Source organism: Thermomonas beijingensis (genome assembly GCF_020034655.1).
Taxonomy (GTDB): Bacteria; Pseudomonadota; Gammaproteobacteria; order Xanthomonadales; family Xanthomonadaceae; genus Thermomonas; species Thermomonas beijingensis.
Genome location: NZ_JAIQDJ010000002.1, coordinates 106959 through 126435 on the forward strand (window position 1 = coordinate 106959; position 19477 = coordinate 126435).

The following is a 19477-nucleotide window of genomic DNA, read 5'->3' on the forward strand; positions in this document are numbered from 1 at the left end:
TCGAGGTTGCAATGCGTGAACAGGGGCCGTGAGCGGACATCTTGCATGCATGGGCGGTTGCGGCCAAGCGGCTAGCCGAAAATCAACCCAGCAATTTGCGCACCTTGTGCAATGCCACGATGAAGGCGTCGATTTCCTCGTGGGTGTTGTAGAACGCAAGCGATGCACGGCAGGTGGTGCCCACGCCCAGCCACTGCAACAGCGGATGCGCGCAGTGCTGGCCGGAGCGGACTGCCACGCCTTCCAGATCCAGCAAGGTGGCCAGATCGTGCGAGTGGGTGCCGTCGATGGCAAAGCTCACTACCGCCGCCTTGCGCGGCGCACGGCCGAAGATGTGCAGGCCGTCGATGCCGTGCAGCGCCTCGGTCAAGTACGCCAGCAAGGCTTGCTCGCGCGCTTCGATATGGGCCATGCCCAGCTGCGAGAGGTAATCCACCGCCGCGCCGAGGCCCACGAAACCGGCAATATTGGGCGTGCCGGCCTCGAATTTGTGCGGGCCTTCGTTGAACACGGTGCCATCGAAACGCACCTCCTTGATCATCTCGCCGCCCCCCAGAAACGGCGGCATGGCGTCGATGTGTTCGCGTCGTGCCCACAGTGCACCGGTGCCGGTGGGGCCGCACATCTTGTGGCCGGTGATGGCATAAAAATCACAATCCAGCGCGGTGATATCCACCGGCATGTGCGGTGCGGCCTGCGAGCCGTCGATGAGTGTGATGATGCCGCGCTTGCGCGCTTCCTTGCAGAGATGCGCCACCGGGTTGACGGTACCCAGCACATTCGAGGTGTGCGCCAGTGCCAGCACTTTCACGTCGGGCGTCATCGCCGCATACAGTGCAGGCAGATCCAGTGCGCCATCGGGCAGCAGTTCAGCCACCTTGAGCGTAGCGCCGGTGCGCTGGGCGATCAGCTGCCACGGCACGATATTGGCGTGGTGCTCCATGCGCGTGACCAGGATGCGGTCACCGGGTTGCAGGCGCGGCAGTGCCCAGGAATACGCCACCAGATTGATGGCAAAGGTGGTGCCGCTGCACAAGATCAACTCGTCGCTGCGGACATTGAAAAAGCGCGCCAGCTTGCTGCGTGCGCCTTCGTACGCCTCGGTGGCCTCACTGCCCAGCGCGTGCACTGCACGGCTGACATTGGCATTGTGATGGCGATAAAAATCGTCGGTGGCGCTGATCACGCACGCCGGTTTTTGCCCGGTATTGGCCGAATCGAAATAGATCAGCGGCTTGCCGTGTACTTGCCGGGTGAGCAGGGGGAAGTCGGCACGCACCGAGGCCCAGTCGATAGCGGCGGCATCCATACTCATGCCCCTACCCGTACCAATGCCCGCTCCAGCGCCGCTGCACACGCGGCATGCGTGCTGCTATCGGCAATCCCGTTGACCACTTCGTGGCAGAACGCGCCGGTCAACAACGCCCTGGCCTGTGCTTCCGGCAGGCCACGCGAGCGCAGGTAAAACAGTGCAGTGGCATCCAGTTGCCCCACGGTGGCGCCATGTGCCGCTTTGACCTCATCGGCATGAATCACCAGCACCGGCTGGGTGTCGATTTCCGCATCGGCAGACAGCAGCAGGTTCTTGTTCGCAAGCGCAGCTTCGCTGCCGTCCGCGCCGGCATGGATGGTGATGCCGCCATGAAATACCGCCTTGCCGCGCTGCCCTGCCAGCCCGCGCCAGGTCAGATTGCAGCGCGTGTCGCGGGCAATATGGTCGATTCCCAGCCGGGTATCCACATGTCGGCGGCCATCGGCCAGCAGCACGCCATTGGCGTTGAGTGCGGCGCGGTCGCCTTGCAGCTGCACATTCAATTCATGCCGCGACAAGCCGGCGCCAAGTTCAAGATCAATGCGTTGATAACCCGCATCCTGCGCGAGTGTGGCATCGGTGCGGGCAAACACGCTGGCACGTGCCGGCGCATCTTGCAGGCGCACGTGGCCCAGTTGTGCACGTTCGGCCAGCTGCACCTGGATCACGACATTGCCCAGATGGGCATGTTCGCTGACCGCCAGCTCGTGTTCCACCAGCGACAACGATGCGCCTTCGCCCAGTGTGATGCGATGGCGCAGATGCCACGCCGCATCGCCATTGCTTTGCGCGCTGCCGACATGGACAAGATGCAGTGGTGTGTCCATGTGCGCATCGGCATCCACGTGAATCGACACACCTTCGCGTGCCAACGTGGCATTGAGCCGGGCAAATGGCTCGTCGCTGCGCGCGGAGAGCGGCATGACGTTGCCGGAATCGGGCTGTTGCGACAACGCCTGCACCTCAATGCCGCCGATCAACCCGGACAGGTTGCTGAGTGTGGCATCCAATTGCCCATTGACGAACACGATGCGTGGTTCGGGGATGGCGGCCAGTTGCATGGCCTCTACTGCAACGTGCTGTGCCGGCACGAAGCTGCGCCGCTCCAACTGCCGCAGGGAAGTGTATTTCCAGCTTTCCGCGCGCTGCGGCAGACCGTCGTGCAGCAAGGCATCCAGCGCAACCCGCTGGGAGACATCGCCTTGAAAATCCGCGGCCAGAGAGTCCAGAAGCGCACTCATTTCAGGCTGCCGTTTCCGGCGTCAGCCGGTTCTTGATCCAGTCATAGCCGTGCGCTTCCAGCTGCAAGGCAAGCTCTGGCCCGCCGGTTTCCACGATGCGGCCATCGGCCAGCACATGCACCACATCGGGTTTGATGTAGTCCAGCAAGCGCTGGTAATGGGTGATGACGAGGAAGGAACGTTCCGCCGAGCGCTGCGCGTTGACGCCATCGGCGACGGCTTTCAATGCATCGATGTCGAGGCCGGAATCGGTTTCATCGAGGATGGCGAGCTTTGGCTCCAGCAGTGCCATCTGGAAAATCTCATTACGCTTCTTTTCGCCACCCGAAAATCCTTCGTTGACGGCGCGATGCAACAGCTCATCTTTCAAATGCAATACCGCGAGCTTCTCGCGCACCTTCTTCAGGAATTGCATCGAGTCGAGTTCAGGTTCGCCGCGGGTTTTGCGCTGCGCGTTGTAGGCGGCGCGCAAGAAATAGGTGTTGTTGACGCCAGGGATTTCCACCGGGTATTGGAAGGCCAGAAACACGCCGGCGGCAGCGCGCTCTTCGGGTTCCAGTGCCAGCAAGTCGTTGCCGAAAAACGTGATGCTGCCGGCGGTCACGGCATAACCATCACGGCCCGCCAGGATATTGCCCAGCGTGGACTTGCCCGCACCATTGGGGCCCATGATGGCGTGTACTTCGCCGGCGTTCACGTTGAGGCTCAGACCCTTGAGGATTTCCTTGCCCGCAACGGTGGCATGGAGGTTTTCAATTTTCAGCATGGTTGTTTCCAGTGTGTTCTTGTGTGCAGATGTCCGAGTGGGCCTGTGGCGACATCAGCCAACGGCCCCTTCCAACGTGACGTCCAGCAGTTTCTTGGCCTCGACTGCAAACTCCATCGGCAATTCGCGGAAGACTTGTTTGCAGAAACCATCCACGATCATCGATACCGCGTTTTCCTGGTCAATGCCGCGACTGCGGCAATAGAACAGCTGGTCGTCCGAAATTTTCGAGGTCGTGGCCTCGTGTTCCACCGTGGCGCTGGGGTTCTTCACCTCGATGTAGGGGAAGGTGTGCGCGCCGCAGGTCTTGCCGATCAGCAGGGAATCGCACTGGGTGTGGTTGCGCGCACCGTCGGCGCCGGCGGCCACCTTGACCAGGCCGCGGTAGGTGTTCTGGCCGCGCCCGGCGCTGATGCCCTTGCTGACGATCTTCGACTTGGTGCGCTTGCCGATGTGGATCATCTTGGTGCCGGTGTCGGCCTGCTGGTAGTGGTGGGTCAGCGCGACCGAGTGGAACTCGCCCACCGAGTCGTCGCCGGTCAGCACGCAGCTGGGGTACTTCCAGGTGATCGCACTGCCGGTCTCCACCTGCGTCCAGGTCACCTTGCTGCGCGCGCCGCGGCATTCGGCGCGCTTGGTGACGAAGTTATAGATGCCGCCGACGCCGTTTTCATCGCCGGGATACCAGTTCTGCACGGTGCTGTATTTGATCTCGCCATCGTCCAGCACGACCAGCTCCACCACCGCCGCGTGCAACTGGTTTTCATCGCGCATCGGTGCGGTGCAGCCTTCGAGATAGGAGACGTGCGCGTTTTCTTCGCAGATGATCAAGGTGCGTTCAAACTGCCCGGTGTGGCCGGCATTGATGCGGAAGTAAGTGGACAGTTCCATCGGGCAGCGCACGCCCTTGGGGATGAACACGAAGCTGCCGTCGGAGAACACCGCCGAGTTGAGCGCGGCGAAGTAGTTGTCGCCCACCGGCACCACGGTGCCGAGGTACTTCTTCACCAGCTCCGGGTGGTTGAGGATGGCATCGCTCATCGAGGTGAAGATCACCCCGACTGCGGCCAGTTCCTTCTTGAAGGTGGTGCCCACGCTGACCGAATCGAACACCGCATCCACCGCCACCCCGGCCAGCTTGGCGCGCTCGTGCAGCGGTACGCCCAGCTTGTCGTAGGTGTCGAGCAATTCCTGTGGCACCTCGTCCAGCGACTTGTACTTCGGGCCCTTGGGCGCGCTGTAGTAGCTCAGCGCCTGCAGGTCGATCGGGCCGATTGAGAGCTTCGCCCAGTCCGGCTGTTTCATGGTCAGGAAGTGGCGGTACGCAGACAGCCGCCACTGCGTCATCCATTCCGGCTCATGCTTTTTTGCGGAAAGCGCACGGATGATGTCTTCCGACAGCCCCGGCGGCAGCGAGTCGGTTTCGATATCGGTAATGAAACCGGCATCGTATTTGCGCCCAAGCTGTTCATGAATTTGCGCGTTTTGTGCTTCGGTCATCGGAAATCCTCAAGCCTGCGCCAGCTGGGCAGTCATCTGCCCGCGCACAGGGGGTTGCGGTGGCGCCAGCATCTGCGCCAGCGAGATGCCGCGCAGGGCGTCGGCCACCACGTCGTTGATACGGCGCCAGTTGGCGCGTACGCCGCAGCTGTGTTCGATGCCGCATTGGCCGCCGGAGATGCTGCATTCGGTCATCCCCAGCGGGCCTTCCATCGCCTCGACAATCGCAATCAGGCTGATGGCCTCGGCCGGACGCGCCAACCGGTAGCCGCCATTGGCACCGCGAAAGCCCGACACCAGCCCGGCGGCGGCCAGTGGTTTGAGTACCTTGGCCACGGTGGGCGGCTCCAGACCGGCGCGTTCGGCCAACTCCGGTGCACTCAACACCACGTCCGGCCGCGCAGCAAGCACAGTCAGTACAACGGTGGCGTAATCAGTGAGCCGGGTGACGCGAAGCATGGCGGCGGGGCGTAGCGGGGGAATCGGTACTGAAATTGTACGTTTTCACGCCCCGGCCGCCAAGTTGGCTGGGCTGACTTGGGTCAAGTGACGGGAAGAGCGGGTGAGAAGCCGCGGTGGGTTTGCATCTCCGCACAATAAAAACGCCCCGTAAGGGGCGTAGTTATGATCTGGCGGAGAGAGGGGGATTCGAACCCCCGAAGCGCGGTTTAGACGCTTACACACTTTCCAGGCGTGCTCCTTCAACCACTCGGACACCTCTCCGGAACCGCCCATTCTAGCGGGGTGTGGGCCACTCCACAACAAATTCCGTGGAACTGCGGCGGGGGTTGCCCGGCTCATGCCACAATGCCGGCATGTCCTATCTCGTGCTTGCCCGCAAGTGGCGTCCCAAGCGTTTTGCCGAATTGGTCGGGCAAGAGCATGTGGTGCGTGCGCTGACCAACGCGCTGGAAACCGGCCGTGTTCACCACGCATTCTTGTTCACCGGCACGCGCGGGGTGGGCAAAACCACGATTGCGCGCATTTTCGCCAAATCGCTCAATTGCGAGCGCGGCACCTCGTCTGATCCGTGTGGTGAATGCGAGACCTGCCAGGCGATTGATGCCGGCCGTTACATCGACCTGCTGGAGATCGATGCCGCGTCCAATACTGGCGTGGACAACGTGCGCGAGTTGATCGAAAACGCGCAGTACATGCCCAGCCGCGGCAAGTACAAGGTGTATCTGATCGACGAAGTGCACATGCTGTCCAAGCAGGCCTTCAATGCGTTGCTGAAGACATTGGAAGAGCCGCCCGAGCACGTCAAATTCCTGTTCGCCACCACTGACCCGGAAAAATTGTTGGTGACGGTGCTCAGCCGCTGCTTGCAGTTCAATTTGAAGCGTTTGGATGAAGCGCAGATTGGCGGCCAGATCCACAAGATTCTTGCGGCGGAAGGCATCGACAGCGAAGCCGATGCGGTGCTGCAGTTGGCCAAGGCAGCCGATGGCAGTTTGCGTGACGGGTTGTCGCTGCTCGATCAAGCCATCGCCTATACGGGAGGCAAGCTGGATAGCGCTGCTGTAGCGACGATGCTGGGCACGGTAGACCGCAGCAGGATTCAATCCCTGCTGATGGCGCTGGCCGAGTCTGATGGTGCGCGTCTTATGCAGGAAGCGGGGCACTTGGCGGAGTTTTCGCCAGATTGGGCCAGCCTACTGGATGCGCTGTCGGCGGCCTTGCATCGAGTACAGGTCAAGCAATTGGTGCCGGCTGTGGATGTGGGGCAAGACGCAATTGATGTGGAGGCGCTGGCGGCGCAGTTGCGCCCCGAACTGGTGCAGTTGTGGTACCAGATGGCGCTGAACGGTCGCCGTGATTTGGGCTATGCCCCCAGTCCGCGCAGTGGGTTTGAAATGACTTTGCTGCGGATGCTGGCGTTTCGGCCTGATGCACCCGCGCAAACTGCTGCGCCGCGTGCGGCCACACCCATGGCACCACCTATCAGTGCGTTGCCACAAGCGCGGCTAGAGGCGGCGGCCCGCGCCCGTGCGGCAATGGCCGAAGCGCCTGTTACTGCGGCAGAGCCAGTGAAGTCGCCGGCGGTTGTACCTGCGAGCCTGAGTGAGCCGGCACCTGTGCCTGGACCGTCGCGCCAAGCCAGCAGTACTTTGTTGGTGACGGATAGTGAACATTGGCTGGAACTGGTGATGCGCAGTGGCCTGAAAGGCGCCCCCAAGCTGCTGGCCGATAATGCTGCGTTCGTGGCACATGCCGATGGCGTGTTGCATTTGGCGTTGGCACCCGAACAGGAGCACCTGAAGTCGGCGAACCTGGTGCTGCAACTGAGCGATGCCATCGGACAACAGCTGGGGGGGGCGGTGCAGGTACGCTTTGAGATTGGGCAAGGGCGTGGCGAAACCGCAACCGTGCGCAATGCGCGTGAGCGTGATGTCCGTCAAGCCGATGCGGAAAGCGGCTTTGCTTCGGACCCTGGCATTCAACGGCTGGTGCAGCAGCATGGTGCGCAGATCGTGCAGGATTCGATCCGTCCGTTGGACACTCTCTGACCCATTTTTATTTTTGCATAACGGAAGACAGCACTATGCGTGGAAATATCGCCCAGCTGATGCAGCAGGCCCAGCAGATGCAAGAAAACATGCAGCGTGCGCAGGAACAAGTCGCCGCGCTGGAAGCTACCGGCAATGCGGGTGGCGGGATGGTCAGCGTGACCTTGGGGGGGCGCATGGATTGTCGCAAGGTGCGCATTGATCCGGCAGCCTTGAGTGACCCGGAAATGGCCGAGGATTTGATTGCCGCAGCGTTCAATGATGCGGTGAACAAGATCAATCTGGCATCGCAGGAAAAGATGGCCGGAGCGACCGCGGGCATGCAATTGCCGCCAGGCTTCAAATTGCCGTTCTGATGGCTGCGTTGCTTGAGCAATTGATCGACGCCCTGCGGGTACTGCCGGGGGTGGGTCAAAAATCCGCCCAGCGGATGGCCTACCATTTGCTGGAGCGTCAGCGCGATGGCGGCAAACGGTTGTCCGATGCCTTGCTGCAGGCGATGGAGCAGATTCGCCATTGCACGCGATGCCGCGACTTCAGCGAAACCGACGTGTGCGCCACCTGCGCCAGTGGTGCGCGTGATGCACAGCTACTGTGCGTGGTGGAAACCCCGGCAGATCGGTTGGCAATCGAGCAGGCCACGGGCTTTCGCGGCTTGTATTTTGTGTTGCAAGGTCGGTTGAGCCCGCTCGATGGCATTGGTCCACATGAGTTGGGCTTGGATCAACTTGCGCAGCGCCTGCAGGAAGGCGAGGTGCGCGAACTCATCGTGGCCACCAATCCCACCGTGGAAGGCGAGGCCACGGCGCATTATCTGGCGCAGTTGGCGCGTGCGCGTGGCGTGCACCCCAGCCGCTTGGCGCATGGCGTGCCGTTGGGCGGCGAATTGGAATATGTGGACCGCGGCACCTTGCAGCATGCATTCGGCAGCCGTATCGAAATTCCATCCGACAAATGACCGTGGAGGTTGCGTCATGGGCGACACCATTTTTCACAAGATCATCCATCGGGAAATCCCGGCCGATATCGTGTATGAAGATGCGCATATGGTTGCGTTTCGCGACATTGCACCGCAGGCACCGGTACATGTGTTATTCGTGCCCAAGCAAACCTTCGCCACGCTGAACGATGTGCCCGAAGACAGCGCGCTGGTGATTGGCCGCTTGGCCACCGCAGCGGCTCGCTACGCCAAGGCGCAGGGCTTTGCCGACGATGGCTACCGCATCGTGATGAATTGCAATGGCGATGCTGGCCAGACCGTGTTCCAAATCCACCTGCATCTATTGGCAGGCGCGCCATTGGGGCGGTTTGGCACGCCCTGAAATCAAGGCCGATGCCGGCGTAAATCGCGCAGCAGCCGGGTCAATGCGCCACGCTCATCCGCACTGGCGTAACGTGCATTCGATACCCGGCGTGCCAGTATGCCGAGGTGCTCACCCGCAGCGGGCTGATCGGCGGCTACTCTGGCGGCCCACACTTGCGCAGGCTCATGTACTGCGCGGCCATGGCCCAGTTTTCGATAGCGCGCCTCCAGCGCATGCCACGCACGCAGCAGTGGGTCGCGTTGGCGCTCGCCACGCGCAATCAGCCAGCTCATCCACAGCACGGCAAGGCCTGCGATCAATGCAAACAGTGCCACCAGATCACGCGGTTGCAGTGCATCGATGCCGAGTGGTTTGAGCAGGTCACGCTGGCGCTGGGCATTGAAGCCCAATACAAAATCATTCCAGCCCCGGCGTAGCCAATCGCCGGCATTGAACACCGGTACCAGCCCGCTGAAATTGCCAAACTGTCCTGGGCGGCGGTCCGCCAGGGTATCGTGTACGCGCTCGGGGGCGACGGCAGCGGTGGGATCCACGCGGACCCAACCGCGCTTGGGCAACCAGATTTCACTCCATGCATGGGCATCGGATTTGCGTACCAGCCAATAATTTCCGATCGGGTTGCGATAAGCGCCGCTATAGCCGGTGACAACGCGCGCCGGGATGCCGGCAGCACGCATCAACACCACGAATGAGGAACTGAAATGCTCGCAATAACCTGCCTTGCGGTCGAATAAAAAGTCATCAATTTCATTGCGCCCGGTCAGCGGTACGTTGAGGGTGTAGGTAAATTCGCGCCTGATCATCGCCAGCGCCCGCTCGGCAATTGCCGCATCGCTGCGACCTTGGCTGTCGCTGCCGGCTTCGCGCCGCCACTGCTTGCCCAGTGCAACAGTACGTGGGTTATAGCCTTGCGGCAGCAGCAGGGCGCGCATGCGCAAGGGATCTGGCAGATCCGCTTCAAGTGCGGCTACCGGTTGCGACTGCATGCGCCAACGCGAGACGTTGTACTGCGGTGACTCTGCCCACGGGGTGTAATCCAGACTGATGCGGGCCCCTTCGGGTAATTGGGTGGGGACATCCAGTGCAATCAGCTGCCGGTTTTCACTGGGCTCCAATTCAATTTGGTAATCCCAACGTGGGCCGCCGGCTTGCATCGGTGCGGGGCTGAAGCCTTGCAGGGCCATGGCCTGATGCCACGTGCGACCATCGAAATCCCATAGCACCGGGCCGCGCCAATACATCTGATCCGGACGTGGGGCGGGGCCAAAAAACTGCACGCGTGCAGCGGGGCTATCGTCCAGCAGCATGTCGATCATGCCGCCCGGGGTCATGCTGTCGGACAGGCCGGGCTTGGCAACACTGCGCTCGGGTAGTCCCCACAGCGGCGTGGGCAGGCGAGGAAACAGCCAGAACGCGGCCAGTGCCAGCGGCAGGCCCAATGCGAACAGGTGCAATACATTGAATACGGCTTGGCGTTGCCAATTGGTTGCATGAGCCGCGTCATGTCCTTGGCCTGCATCGCCCTGGTCTGGCATGGCTTGCCCTTCATCCATTGCCAAACGCTGCAGTGCCAGCAGCGCTAGCAGCACCGCTGCCAGTGCCAGCAGCAGGCTGACCGGACCTTGATCCAGCAGGAAGGTGGCGAACGGGCCAAACAGGGCAAACCCGACCAGGCTGCGACCATCGCGCAGACTTACGGTTTCTGCCGGCTTCAACGCCAACATCGCAGCTAACACGGCACAGGCACTGTCGCGGCCAATCCCCGGTGCTACCGCCAATACCGCGAGCAAGGCGGTTCCGCCCAGCAGCAAACGCAACAGCAGAGGCAGTGGTTTTCGCTTCGATGCGGCGGCCACTGCCAGCGCGCCCAGCCCATAGCCAATACCGAGTGACATCGGCAATTGCAGCAACAGAGGCAGCAAACACGCGGCTGCCGCCAGCAGCACATGTTTGCGGGCGTGGGTGGTCATGGCCGGCGAGTGGATGCGCTTAGCCATGCCGTGCCTCATCGGGCATCAGCGCGAGTGCACGCAGGCACAAGTGGCGATGCTGTGCCCCATGCCCAAAATCAATCCTGGGTGTTGCCGGCAGATGCAGGGCATAGCGTTGCCCGGCGCGTTCGGCATCGTCCACCCAGCGTGCCAGGCGGCGGATGCGCTGTTCATACGGCAGGCCTTGGGTGTGCTGCCAGTCCAATGTCAACTCGCCGCCGCGGGGCAATTCGTATTCGCGCACCAGTAGCGTGTCGCGGCGGGCCGACGCTTTCCACGCCACGGCACGGGGTGGATCACCTTGGCGATAACTGCGCAAATGGTGTGGATCTTCGCCCGTACGTGCCAATTGTGGTTGGCTCTGGCCACCGCTGGCGAAGGGTAGGGGCGGGGCTTGTGTTTCTGCTGCGGGATATACCAATACGCTTTGTGCGGGCCATACATAGCCCCATGCACGCGCCAGTCCGAGCGGTTGCACGGTGCGCAGTTCGATGCGTGAAAGCGCCAGCAAGCCACGACGCCGGGTGGGGACATGCAAAAGCGCGGTGCAGCCATGTGCATCCACGCGGGTATGCGTGATTGCAGCGTCTAGTGCAAGCCGCAAACCGCGGCGTACGCGGGTATCACTCGCCATCAATGCAATGCGCAATTGCAGGTTGTCGCCGACACTGCAAGGTTCGGCCGAAATCGCCTCGATGCGCAACCCGGACAATTGCAGGTGCGCGGCGATCAAGCTGGCCAGTGTGGTGCCAGCCAGCAGCAATGCCAGTAACAAGGCAGGGTTATTGTTGAAGTTGAGTGCACCCAACAGCATGGTGCCCAACAAAAGTGCGAAGAACAGCCCACTGGCGGTGGGCAACACGTAGATGCGATGGCGATCCAGTTGTACCGGCAGCGCTTCCGGCCCGCGTGGCCGCATCCACGCCTGCAAGCGCCGGCGCATGTTCGCCAGCATCGTCAATCCACCGCTACCGCGTGCAGGATCTGTTTGGCCAGTGCGGTGGGAGTGGCCTCGGCTTCGGTGACGAGGCGATGTTCTGCCACCGCCGGAAACAGTGCTTGCACGTCCTCTGGCAGTACATGCTCACGCCCCAGCAGCAGTGCGTGCGCGCGCGCCGCCCGCAGCAGCGCCAACCCGGCGCGGGGCGACAGGCCTACCCGCACGCCCGGGTGTTTGCGGCTGCGTGCCAGCAAGGCTTGCAGGTAGTCCAGCAGGGCATCGCTGGCGTGGATCGCTTGCACGGCTTGCCGTAGAGCCAAGATGTGCTGGGCATCCAGCAATGGACTGACCTGCGCGATCAGCTCGCGGCGGTCACGTCCGGCCAGCAGGGCGCGCTCGGCGACATCATCGGGATAACCCAGGCTGAGCCGCAGCAGGAAGCGATCGAGTTGCGAATCCGGCAGTGGATAGGTACCCGACAAATCCACCGGATTCTGGGTGGCGATCACCAGAAACGGATTGGGCAGGGCGCGGGTTTGGCCATCCACCGTCACTTGATGTTCGGCCATCGCTTCCAGCAGGGCGCTTTGCGTGCGGGGCGGTGCGCGGTTGATTTCATCGGCCAGCAAGACATGCGCAAACACCGGGCCTGGGTGAAACTCGAAATTGCGGGTCTGTGCTTCGTAAATCGACACGCCCAGGATGTCGGCGGGCAACAAATCCGAGGTGAATTGCACGCGCGAAAACCCAAGACCCAAGGTCGCCGCCATCGCGTGCGCCAAGGTGGTTTTGCCCAGCCCGGGCAGGTCTTCGATCAATAAATGTCCATCCGCCAGCAGCGCCACGAAAGCCAGCCGTACTTGTTGCGGCTTGCCCAGCACCATGCTGTTGACCTGCGCTTGCGCATCGCGCAAGGCCTCATGCAGTGCATCGGGTAGCATCGCGGGTTGTGTGGCAGGTTGCGTCGCTGTGGATGCAGACATGGCGGCCTCGATGAATTTTGAATCAGTGTAGCGGGGTGGGATGCGAATGCGGGATGTGCAGCAAGTGGATTCCGCAAAACGCGGGTTCATCATCCTGTGGCTGGTGCTGACACTGCTGAAAGTAGTGTTGGCAATGCGCCTGCCACTGTTTGTCGATGAAGCGTTCTACTGGCAGGAAGGGCAGCATCTGGCATGGGCGTATTCGGATTTGCCGGGACTGACGGCATGGCTGGCGTGGCTGGGTCATGCACTTGTCGCGGGCAGTGCCCTGGCGCTGCGGTTGCCGTTTTTGCTGCTGGGCGCGGCCATTCCGTGGGTGATGGTGCGGATGAGTGCGCGCGAATTGGGTGCGCGTGCAGGTTGGTGGGCCGGAAGTTTGTGTGTGCTGATGCCGTTAGCCGGCAGCCTGGGGGTGCTGGCGTTGCCGGATGTGCCGCTGTTGTTTGCCAGCGTACTGTGCCTGGATGCAGGTCTGCGGGTGTTGCACAGGGTGGATACGCTGGCCACCGCTGAGCTGGCATTGGGGCTGGCGATTGGCGGATTGACCCACTATCGGTTTGCAGCGGTGATCCTGGTGGGGTTGGTGACGCTGTTGGTGCTGTGCGAAGGGCGCCGAGCATTACGCTCCCCGCGGCTATGGGCCGCGATTGGGGTGGGTGCATTGGCATGGCTGCCGCTGCTGTGGTGGAACCTGCACAACGCAGATGCCGGCCTGAAGTTTCAGCTGGTAGACCGCCACCCGTGGGTACTTAGCCGGGGCGGCTTTGAACTGGGTCTGCTGCAGTGGCTGCCGACCACTCCAGTACTGTTGTTGGTGATGGCGGGCGTCGCAGTGCGTGGGTTGCGCGATACGCGCACTGCGGCACGCTATTTGGCGATCAGCGGCATGGCCATTGTGCTTGGATTTTTCCTGCTGGGTTTTTTTACCGACCAACAACGGGTCAGCTTTCATTGGCCGGTGCCGGGGTTCGTGGCCTTGTTGCCACTGGCCGCGTTATCGCTGATGAATAGCGGACGCATACTGCGTCACATCACACTGGCGGTGACGGCAATGGGCTTGCTGGCGGCACTAGGTTTTTTTGCCGTAGCCAGCGTACCGCAGTGGCGCACGTTGGCGGCACTGCGCGGGGTGCAATTGGGGAATTTTGCTGGGTGGGATGTGCTGGCCGATGCAATCCGCACGCAGCAAGCGCGCTTGCCTGCGGGTGCGCGCGTGTTGGCGGGAGATTTCAAGATCGGCGCGGAGATGGGCTTTGCCTTGGGCGATGCCAATCTGCCGGTGCTGGCGCATCCGTTGAACGAAAAGCATGGTCGTGCGGTGCAGTTGTCATTGTGGAATTTGTTGCACGCATCACGCGATGCTTTGGGGCCTGGCCCCTGGCTGCTGGTTGCCAGCCCGTCGCATGCGGGCTTTGACAGCGACCGCATCTATCAGGACAAGTTGCAAAAACAGCTCGGGCCGCTGCCAGCACCGCAGGTGTTGCAGGTGGACGGTGGTAGCAAGCAATACTGGCTGTTTGTGTTGCAGTAACCTGTGGGAATCCGGCTCAAGGCAGGTTGAAGCCGGCCTGGCGCAGCAAGCGCGCCGTGGCGATCAGCGGCAATCCGATCAGTGCAGTGGGGTCGCGATTGTCGATGGCATCGAACAGCGCAATCCCCAGGCCTTCGGATTTGAAGCTGCCCGCGCATTCCAGCGGCTGCTCGGTGTCGACGTAGCGCTCGATTTCAGCGCGACTCAGCGCACGAAATTGCACGCATGTCTCATCTCGATCGGCCCATTGACGGCCATCCGGATGCGCCAGGCACAGTGCCGTGTGAAACCGCACCAGGCGCCCCGACATGGTGGTGAGCTGGGCGATCGCGGCAGCGCGGGTGCCGGGCTTGCCCAAGGCGCGACCTTCGCATTCGGCGACTTGGTCCGAACCCAGCACCCAGCAGTCTGCCCCGATATGTAGGTCAGCGACCCCCCGGGCTTTGGTGGCAGCCAGGCGAATCGCCAGGGCTTGCGGCGCCTCACCGGGAAGCGCGGATTCATCTACCTCCGGGCGGACCACCGCAAACGGTAGCTGCAGGCGGTTCAGCAATTCGCGGCGATACACCGATGTCGATGCCAGAATAAGCAAGGTCACGGCAGTTGACCTGCGCGCGCCTGTTCGATTTTCTGCAGCTGAGCGTCCAGGCTGGCGCTAGCACTGTCTAGACTCCGGCGTACATCCTCCAGCTGCGCAAGGCTGGCCCGTTGCGCGTTGTCTTGTAACCACAGCCGCTGTTGCAGCAAGTCCTGCATGGCGGAACGCACCGGATTTACGTGGTCACCGGCAATTGCTTCGATTTCGCTGCGCACCGCGCGCAACCTGGCTTCCAGCGCATCCGCGGCATCCAGTAATTGCGAAATGACGCGCTGGCGATGCAGGCTGTCGCGACGCTGACGCAGCGCCAGCCACAGGCCGCCAGCGGCGAGTACTGCAAGAATGAGTAACGATGCAATTTTCATTTGTGCAGTCTGCGCGAGCACCGAATATGGCGCAATTCCCAAGCAGAATGCCGGGTTGGTGCCCTATGGATTTGGGGGCAGGTGTAATTTGACAGTGGGCGTGGCACTCTGTAGTATTTTTCGGCTTATGTCGAACCAGTTGACCAGTCAGGTTCCGGAGAGCTTGGATGCTTGGCGCATGGTCGCTGCATCATGCGAGTTCGCGGGGCGCATTCCGTTGCGGGCGATGACTCGGCTGCGCGGAAGCTTGCTGGATGGCGAGGGCGAAGTTCGCTATGTGTTGGGGTTCGGCACTGATGCGTTGCGGGTGCCGTTTGCCCAGCTGCAAATCGAAGCCGAGTTGCCGTTGGAATGCCAGCGCAGTTTGCAGCGATTCGTGCTGCCGGTGCGATTGCAGCAGCGCTTGGGTTTGATCCGCGACGAGGCCGATGAAGCGGCCTTGCCGCCGGATTACGAAGCCTTGCTGGTGCCTGCTGACGGCATGCTGCATCCGGCTGAGCTGGTGGAAGATGAGTTGATTCTGGCGTTGCCGGTAGTGCCGGTGTCGCCCGAAGCCGAAGCGGTGACGCGCGAATTTGCGCCAACTGCCGAGGAAGTGGCCAAGGCCAGCCCGTTCGCGGGGCTGGCGGGCCTGAAGACAAAATAAGTGCGACAATGTCGCGTTGAGTGTTGCTGCAATAATCTTTTGGAGTTGTTCCCATGGCCGTTCAGAAGTCCCGCGTTTCTCCGTCCCGTCGTGGCATGCGTCGTGCGCATGACGCCCTGTCTGCCAAGCAGTTGGCTACCGACCCGACCAGCGGCGAGACCCACCTGCGTCACCACGTCACTGCTGACGGTTACTACCGCGGCAAGCAGGTCATCGCACCGAAGAGCAAGGTTGCTGACGAAGAGTGATCTTCGAGGCGTTGATCCTTCGGTCGCATGTCGTGATCGCGGGGTCTTCGAGCACAATGCCATTGCCACGCATGACGTCAGGCCGCGCCACAAAGCGCGGCCATTGGCGTTTTGACGCGTGCCATTTTACGTAGCGCCATCGCTCCGGCCAGATCAATCCGGACTTGAGCCCAGATCGGCTACCCTTACCGATCTTGCTGACTGGTACTTGCCAGACTTGATCGTGGAGTTTGCAAACACATGATTCATACCGATAACCGCATCTTCGCCCGCATCGCCGGTACCGGCAGCTATCTGCCGCAGCAGATATTGACCAATGAAGACCTGGTCAAGCGTGGCGTGGATACCAGCGATGAGTGGATCGTCAGCCGTACCGGCATCCGCCAGCGGCATATCGCGGCCGCAGGCGAGCTGACCTCCGATCTCGGTTACCAAGCGGCGCTGCGCGCACTGGAAGCGGCAGGCGTTTCGGCGGACGAAATTGACCTGATTGTGGTCGGCACCACCACGCCGGATCTGATTTTCCCCTCCACTGCCACCATCATCCAGCGCAAGTTGGGTGTGGCCGGCTGCCCGGCCTTCGATGTCAATGCCGCTTGCTCTGGCTTTGTCTATGCGCTGACCGTGGCGGATAAATTCATCCGTAGCGGCGCATCCAGGACCGCGTTGGTCATTGGCGCGGAAACCCTGACCCGGATGCTGGACTGGAATGATCGCAACACCTGTGTGTTGTTTGGCGACGGTGCCGGCGCAGTGGTGCTGAAGGCCGACGACAGTACCGGCATCCTCAGCACGCATATGCACGCCGATGGCGGCAAAAAAGACTTGCTGTGGAATCCGGTGGGGGTATCGGCCGGCTTCAAGCCGGACGAGCCCAATGCCGGTGTGCGCGTGATGATGGCAGGCAACGACGTCTTCAAGTATGCGGTGAAGGCGCTGGATGCGGTGGTCGATGAAGCCCTAGTGGCCAATGGGTTGGACAAGACCGCACTGGACTGGCTGGTGCCGCATCAAGCCAACCTGCGCATTATCGAAGCTACCGCCAAGCGGCTGGATATGTCGATGGAGCGCGTCATCATCACCGTCGACAAGCACGGCAACACCTCATCCGGCTCGGTGCCGTTGGCACTGGACGAAGCCGTGCGCTCGGGCAAGGTGCAGCGCGGGCAGTTGATCCTGCTGGAGGCCTTCGGTGGCGGGTTTGCCTGGGGTTCGGCGCTGATCCGCTACTGATCCGGCGGCGGCTTGGTGGTCGTGAACGGGGTCAGGGGCCAGCCAAGTCCGAGGCTGGGTGCCGGTATTGAGCCTCTTCCATACGCCCAAGTACAGACAACCTAGAGTGTTTGCTCGTATCATGCTCGGCCCACTGCGGGCCGTTGGCCTGCGTCTTTTCAGTATGGTTTTCATCGCGTGAACGCAGCCAATCAACCCCACGCACTCGCCTTGGTGTTTCCCGGCCAGGGCTCCCAGTCAATCGGCATGTTGGCCGAACTGTCGGAATTGCATCCGTCGATCAAGGCAGCCTTCGAAGAAGCTTCGGACGGCGCTGGCGTGGATTTGTGGGCGCTCTCGCAGGCGGGGCCGGAAGAAATGCTGGGCCGCACCGAATATACCCAGCCGGCATTGTTGGCGGCGGGCATTGCGGTGTGGCGCTTGTGGCAGCAGCAGGGTGGCGCAACGCCTGCCGTGCTGGCGGGACATAGCCTGGGGGAATACACGGCTCTGGTGGCAGCCGGTGCGCTGTCGTTGAAAGACGGCGCACATTTGGTGCGCATTCGCGGCCAATTGATGCAGGACGCTGCCCCGGCTGGGGTGGGTGCAATGGCGGCCGTGTTGGGTGCGGACGATGCACTGGTGGAAGCCGTGTGCATGGAGGCTTCGGGTGCACAAGTGGTGGTGCCCGCCAATTACAACTCGCCGGGCCAGATCGTGATTGGTGGCGATGCGGCGGCGGTGGATCGTGCGCTGGCGCTGTTGGTTGAACGCGGCGTGCGCAAGGCCGTCAAGTTGGCGGTCAGTGTGCCCTCACACACGCCCTTGATGCGCGAAGCGGCGAACCGCTTGGCGCAGACCATGGTCGGCCTGGATTGGAACGTGCCGGCGCTGCCGGTGGTGCAAAACGTGGATGCCCAGGCACATGCCAGTGTGGACGCGATCCGCGACGCGCTGGTGCGCCAGTTGTATCTGCCGGTGCAGTGGAATGGCTGCGTGCAGGCATTGGCCGCACGCGGCGTTGACCGCATCGGCGAATGTGGGCCGGGCAAGGTGCTGGCCGGCCTGATCAAGCGCATCGACAAATCGCTTGACGCGCGTGCGTTGGGCACACCGGCGGATTTTGCCGCCGCCATCGAGGAATGGAACGCATGAATGGATTGTTGCAGGGCGAAGTAGTCCTGGTGACCGGCGCATCGCGCGGGATCGGTGCGGCGATTGCCTATACGCTGGCCGCACAGGGCGCAACCGTGATCGGTACCGCCACATCGGATGCTGGCGCGCAAGCGATCGGCGAGCGCTTGGCTGCTGCGGGTGGCCACGGCCGCCGTTTGAACGTCAATGAAGCGGGCGCAATCGAAGCGTTGGTGGAGGCGGTATCCAGCGAATTTGGCAATATCTCCATTCTGGTCAACAACGCCGGCATCACCCGCGACAACTTGTTGATGCGGATGAAAGATGAGGATTGGCAGGTCATCCTCGATACCAATCTGACCTCCGTGTTCCGTGCCTCCAAAGCCGTGCTGCGCGGGATGATGAAGGCGCGCAAGGGCCGCATCATCAATATCGCCTCCGTCATCGGGCTGACCGGCAATGCCGGGCAGGCCAACTACGCCGCGGCCAAGGCCGGCATCATCGCGTTTTCCAAATCGTTGGCCAAGGAAATCGGCTCGCGCGGGATCACCGTGAATGTGGTGGCCCCCGGTTTCATTGCCACCGATATGACCGCCGACCTGCCGGATGCGGCCAAGGACGCGATGCTGGGCCAGATCGCGCTGGGCCGCTTGGGCGAGCCGGCCGATATTGCCAATGCGGTGGCCTTCCTTGCCAGTCCCAGCGCCAGCTACATCACCGGCGAAACCCTGCACGTCAACGGCGGCATGTACATGCCTTGAGGCGTGCCCTTGTTTTTCACGCCGGGCGGGCGATGTTGCAGCGCACGGCTTTCACGTAAACTTGTCCACTGAACCCGATTCCCGGGAGGAGCAACCAGACATGAGCACCATCGAAGAACGCGTCAAGAAGATCGTCATTGAACAACTGGGCGTCAAGGAAGAAGACGTCACCACCAGCGCATCGTTTGTGGACGATCTGGGTGCGGACTCGCTGGACACCGTGGAGCTGGTGATGGCGCTGGAAGAAGAGTTCGAGTGCGAAATCCCGGACGAAGATGCCGAGAAGATCAGCACCGTGCAGGCCGCGATCGACTACATCAAGGCCCACGTCAAGGCGTGAGTCTTGCCCCGCAAGGGGTACCTGCGCAATCACCTCGCGGCTTGGCTGTGTGCGTGATTGCCGCTGCACCGGGG

Annotated in this window: 21 protein-coding genes and 1 tRNA gene; 11 read left to right on the forward strand and 11 right to left on the reverse strand. The window is 62.0% G+C overall.

Features of this window, described 5'->3' with window-relative positions; translation table 11 throughout:
- Positions 1-82: 82 nt before the first annotated feature.
- The 6 genes from K7B09_RS06315 to K7B09_RS06340 all read right to left on the reverse strand — a co-directional run bounded on the left by K7B09_RS06315 (position 83) and on the right by K7B09_RS06340 (position 5542).
- The gene (locus K7B09_RS06315; RefSeq protein ID WP_223627975.1) at positions 83-1315 is read right to left on the reverse strand and encodes a cysteine desulfurase; all 1233 of its coding nucleotides are present in this window, start codon (positions 1313-1315) and stop codon (positions 83-85) included.
- Complete coding sequence (sufD, locus tag K7B09_RS06320) at positions 1312-2553, reverse strand: Fe-S cluster assembly protein SufD (protein ID WP_223627977.1); 1242 nt, start codon at positions 2551-2553, stop codon at positions 1312-1314. The genes K7B09_RS06315 and sufD overlap by 4 nt, the downstream gene beginning before the upstream one ends.
- 1 nt (position 2554) lies before the next feature.
- Positions 2555-3319, reverse strand: a complete 765-nt coding sequence (sufC, locus tag K7B09_RS06325) for a Fe-S cluster assembly ATPase SufC (RefSeq protein ID WP_223627979.1) — start codon at positions 3317-3319, stop codon at positions 2555-2557.
- A gap of 54 nt (positions 3320-3373) precedes the next feature.
- Entirely contained in the window at positions 3374-4819 is a 1446-nt protein-coding gene (gene sufB, locus K7B09_RS06330) for a Fe-S cluster assembly protein SufB (protein WP_223627981.1), read from the reverse strand.
- A gap of 9 nt (positions 4820-4828) precedes the next feature.
- The gene (locus K7B09_RS06335) at positions 4829-5278 is read right to left on the reverse strand and encodes an SUF system Fe-S cluster assembly regulator (RefSeq protein WP_223627983.1); all 450 of its coding nucleotides are present in this window, start codon (positions 5276-5278) and stop codon (positions 4829-4831) included.
- Between the two features lie 171 nt (positions 5279-5449).
- Positions 5450-5542 (reverse strand) — tRNA-Ser (locus K7B09_RS06340).
- Positions 5543-5634: 92 nt separating this feature from the next.
- Between K7B09_RS06340 and dnaX the strand changes: the two genes are divergently transcribed.
- Genes dnaX through K7B09_RS06360 form a run of 4 tightly spaced genes read left to right on the forward strand, consistent with a single transcriptional unit; the run spans position 5635 to position 8651 of the window.
- Entirely contained in the window at positions 5635-7329 is a 1695-nt protein-coding gene (gene dnaX, locus K7B09_RS06345; RefSeq protein ID WP_223627984.1) for a DNA polymerase III subunit gamma/tau, read from the forward strand.
- Between the two features lie 35 nt (positions 7330-7364).
- Positions 7365-7685: a YbaB/EbfC family nucleoid-associated protein gene (locus K7B09_RS06350; RefSeq protein ID WP_223627986.1), complete on the forward strand. Its 321-nt coding sequence runs from the start codon at positions 7365-7367 to the stop codon at positions 7683-7685.
- On the forward strand, positions 7682-8287 hold the full coding sequence (recR, locus tag K7B09_RS06355; RefSeq protein WP_223628719.1) for a recombination mediator RecR: 606 nt from the start codon (positions 7682-7684) through the stop codon (positions 8285-8287). The genes K7B09_RS06350 and recR overlap by 4 nt, the downstream gene beginning before the upstream one ends.
- Before the next feature lie 16 nt (positions 8288-8303).
- Entirely contained in the window at positions 8304-8651 is a 348-nt protein-coding gene (locus K7B09_RS06360) for a histidine triad nucleotide-binding protein (RefSeq protein WP_223627988.1), read from the forward strand.
- 2 nt (positions 8652-8653) lie between these two features.
- On the opposite strand, the gene K7B09_RS06365 is transcribed toward K7B09_RS06360, so the two are convergent.
- From K7B09_RS06365 to K7B09_RS06375, 3 genes are read right to left on the reverse strand one after another with little or no spacing between them, the layout of a single operon-like run.
- Positions 8654-10651: a transglutaminase TgpA family protein gene (locus K7B09_RS06365; RefSeq protein ID WP_223627990.1), complete on the reverse strand. Its 1998-nt coding sequence runs from the start codon at positions 10649-10651 to the stop codon at positions 8654-8656.
- Positions 10644-11600 (reverse strand): DUF58 domain-containing protein, encoded by a 957-nt coding sequence (locus K7B09_RS06370; protein WP_223627993.1) that lies wholly within the window; start codon positions 11598-11600, stop codon positions 10644-10646. The genes K7B09_RS06365 and K7B09_RS06370 overlap by 8 nt, the downstream gene beginning before the upstream one ends.
- A gap of 2 nt (positions 11601-11602) precedes the next feature.
- Positions 11603-12568 carry an AAA family ATPase gene (locus K7B09_RS06375; RefSeq protein ID WP_223627995.1) on the reverse strand — a complete coding sequence of 322 codons (966 nt, stop codon included), beginning with the start codon at positions 12566-12568 and terminating at the stop codon, positions 11603-11605.
- A 46-nt stretch (positions 12569-12614) separates the two neighbouring features.
- Here K7B09_RS06375 and K7B09_RS06380 point away from each other — a divergent pair, with 46 nt between their 5' ends.
- Positions 12615-14099: an ArnT family glycosyltransferase gene (locus tag K7B09_RS06380; RefSeq protein WP_223627997.1), complete on the forward strand. Its 1485-nt coding sequence runs from the start codon at positions 12615-12617 to the stop codon at positions 14097-14099.
- 16 nt (positions 14100-14115) lie between these two features.
- On the opposite strand, the gene K7B09_RS06385 is transcribed toward K7B09_RS06380, so the two are convergent.
- On the reverse strand, positions 14116-14697 hold the full coding sequence (locus tag K7B09_RS06385; RefSeq protein ID WP_223628000.1) for a Maf family protein: 582 nt from the start codon (positions 14695-14697) through the stop codon (positions 14116-14118).
- A complete protein-coding gene (locus tag K7B09_RS06390) occupies positions 14694-15062 on the reverse strand; it encodes a hypothetical protein (protein ID WP_223628002.1) in 369 nt (122 codons plus the stop codon). Before K7B09_RS06390 ends, K7B09_RS06385 begins: the two co-directional genes overlap by 4 nt.
- A 139-nt stretch (positions 15063-15201) precedes the next feature.
- Between K7B09_RS06390 and K7B09_RS06395 the strand changes: the two genes are divergently transcribed.
- The 6 genes from K7B09_RS06395 (at position 15202) to acpP (ending at position 19403) form a co-directional block, all read left to right on the forward strand.
- Complete coding sequence (locus tag K7B09_RS06395; RefSeq protein WP_223628724.1) at positions 15202-15708, forward strand: YceD family protein; 507 nt, start codon at positions 15202-15204, stop codon at positions 15706-15708.
- A gap of 53 nt (positions 15709-15761) precedes the next feature.
- Complete coding sequence (rpmF, locus tag K7B09_RS06400; RefSeq protein ID WP_223628004.1) at positions 15762-15956, forward strand: 50S ribosomal protein L32; 195 nt, start codon at positions 15762-15764, stop codon at positions 15954-15956.
- A gap of 240 nt (positions 15957-16196) precedes the next feature.
- On the forward strand, positions 16197-17189 hold the full coding sequence (locus tag K7B09_RS06405; RefSeq protein WP_223628006.1) for a beta-ketoacyl-ACP synthase III: 993 nt from the start codon (positions 16197-16199) through the stop codon (positions 17187-17189).
- A 177-nt stretch (positions 17190-17366) separates the two neighbouring features.
- Positions 17367-18323: an ACP S-malonyltransferase gene (fabD, locus tag K7B09_RS06410; RefSeq protein WP_223628009.1), complete on the forward strand. Its 957-nt coding sequence runs from the start codon at positions 17367-17369 to the stop codon at positions 18321-18323.
- Positions 18320-19063: a 3-oxoacyl-ACP reductase FabG gene (fabG, locus tag K7B09_RS06415; RefSeq protein WP_223628010.1), complete on the forward strand. Its 744-nt coding sequence runs from the start codon at positions 18320-18322 to the stop codon at positions 19061-19063. Before fabD ends, fabG begins: the two co-directional genes overlap by 4 nt.
- Before the next feature lie 100 nt (positions 19064-19163).
- Positions 19164-19403 carry an acyl carrier protein gene (gene acpP, locus K7B09_RS06420; RefSeq protein WP_223628012.1) on the forward strand — a complete coding sequence of 80 codons (240 nt, stop codon included), beginning with the start codon at positions 19164-19166 and terminating at the stop codon, positions 19401-19403.
- The last annotated feature ends 74 nt before the right edge of the window (positions 19404-19477 follow it).

Bases quoted from the DNA above. Each gene is read 5' to 3' on its own strand.
- K7B09_RS06375 (WP_223627995.1), bottom strand. From the start codon at position 12,568: ATGTCTGCATCCACAGCGACGCAACCTGCCACACAACCCGCGATGCTA.
- K7B09_RS06390 (WP_223628002.1), bottom strand. From the start codon at position 15,062: ATGAAAATTGCATCGTTACTCATTCTTGCAGTACTCGCCGCTGGCGGC.
- K7B09_RS06315 (WP_223627975.1), bottom strand. From the start codon at position 1,315: ATGAGTATGGATGCCGCCGCTATCGACTGGGCCTCGGTGCGTGCCGAC.
- rpmF (WP_223628004.1), top strand. From the start codon at position 15,762: ATGGCCGTTCAGAAGTCCCGCGTTTCTCCGTCCCGTCGTGGCATGCGT.
- K7B09_RS06370 (WP_223627993.1), bottom strand. From the start codon at position 11,600: ATGCTGGCGAACATGCGCCGGCGCTTGCAGGCGTGGATGCGGCCACGC.
- acpP (WP_223628012.1), top strand. From the start codon at position 19,164: ATGAGCACCATCGAAGAACGCGTCAAGAAGATCGTCATTGAACAACTG.
- K7B09_RS06335 (WP_223627983.1), bottom strand. From the start codon at position 5,278: ATGCTTCGCGTCACCCGGCTCACTGATTACGCCACCGTTGTACTGACT.
- K7B09_RS06380 (WP_223627997.1), top strand. From the start codon at position 12,615: ATGCGGGATGTGCAGCAAGTGGATTCCGCAAAACGCGGGTTCATCATC.
- K7B09_RS06405 (WP_223628006.1), top strand. From the start codon at position 16,197: ATGATTCATACCGATAACCGCATCTTCGCCCGCATCGCCGGTACCGGC.
- dnaX (WP_223627984.1), top strand. From the start codon at position 5,635: ATGTCCTATCTCGTGCTTGCCCGCAAGTGGCGTCCCAAGCGTTTTGCC.
- K7B09_RS06360 (WP_223627988.1), top strand. From the start codon at position 8,304: ATGGGCGACACCATTTTTCACAAGATCATCCATCGGGAAATCCCGGCC.
- sufC (WP_223627979.1), bottom strand. From the start codon at position 3,319: ATGCTGAAAATTGAAAACCTCCATGCCACCGTTGCGGGCAAGGAAATC.
- K7B09_RS06365 (WP_223627990.1), bottom strand. From the start codon at position 10,651: ATGGCTAAGCGCATCCACTCGCCGGCCATGACCACCCACGCCCGCAAA.
- sufD (WP_223627977.1), bottom strand. From the start codon at position 2,553: ATGAGTGCGCTTCTGGACTCTCTGGCCGCGGATTTTCAAGGCGATGTC.
- fabG (WP_223628010.1), top strand. From the start codon at position 18,320: ATGAATGGATTGTTGCAGGGCGAAGTAGTCCTGGTGACCGGCGCATCG.
- sufB (WP_223627981.1), bottom strand. From the start codon at position 4,819: ATGACCGAAGCACAAAACGCGCAAATTCATGAACAGCTTGGGCGCAAA.
- K7B09_RS06350 (WP_223627986.1), top strand. From the start codon at position 7,365: ATGCGTGGAAATATCGCCCAGCTGATGCAGCAGGCCCAGCAGATGCAA.